The sequence below is a fragment of the Micromonospora sp. DH13 genome, assembly GCF_020873825.1.
In the GTDB taxonomy this organism is placed as follows: domain Bacteria; phylum Actinomycetota; class Actinomycetes; order Mycobacteriales; family Micromonosporaceae; genus Micromonospora; species Micromonospora haikouensis.
This window is the reverse complement of record NZ_JAHWGR010000147.1, coordinates 1-228: the sequence shown is the minus strand read 5'-3', so window position 1 is coordinate 228 and position 228 is coordinate 1. Positions and strand designations below refer to the sequence as shown.

The following is a 228-nucleotide window of genomic DNA, read 5'->3' as shown; positions in this document are numbered from 1 at the left end:
CGTCGGCCCCGCCCGCGCGGCACTGGCGTTCTACCTGTCACCAGCCTTCGCCGTCGCCTTCGGCGTGATCTTCCTCCGCGAGCAGATCAGCGTCGCCGCGATCCTCGGGCTCGGCGCGATCGTCGTCAGCTCCGTGCTCGCCGCGCACCGCAGCGGCCCGGCTGTTCCGTAAGTCTCTGCTGGCGCAGGGCACTGGCAGGCTTGCGGTGGGGCAGATGTTCGGGCCTG

General features: G+C 71.5%; 1 protein-coding gene. It reads left to right on the top strand.

Going from position 1 to position 228, the window contains the following annotated elements; translation table 11 throughout:
* The coding region (locus tag LPA42_RS34795) for an EamA family transporter (protein WP_368859510.1) at window positions 1–172 on the top strand (172 nt) is incomplete at its 5' end.
* Window positions 173–228 lie beyond the last annotated feature (56 nt).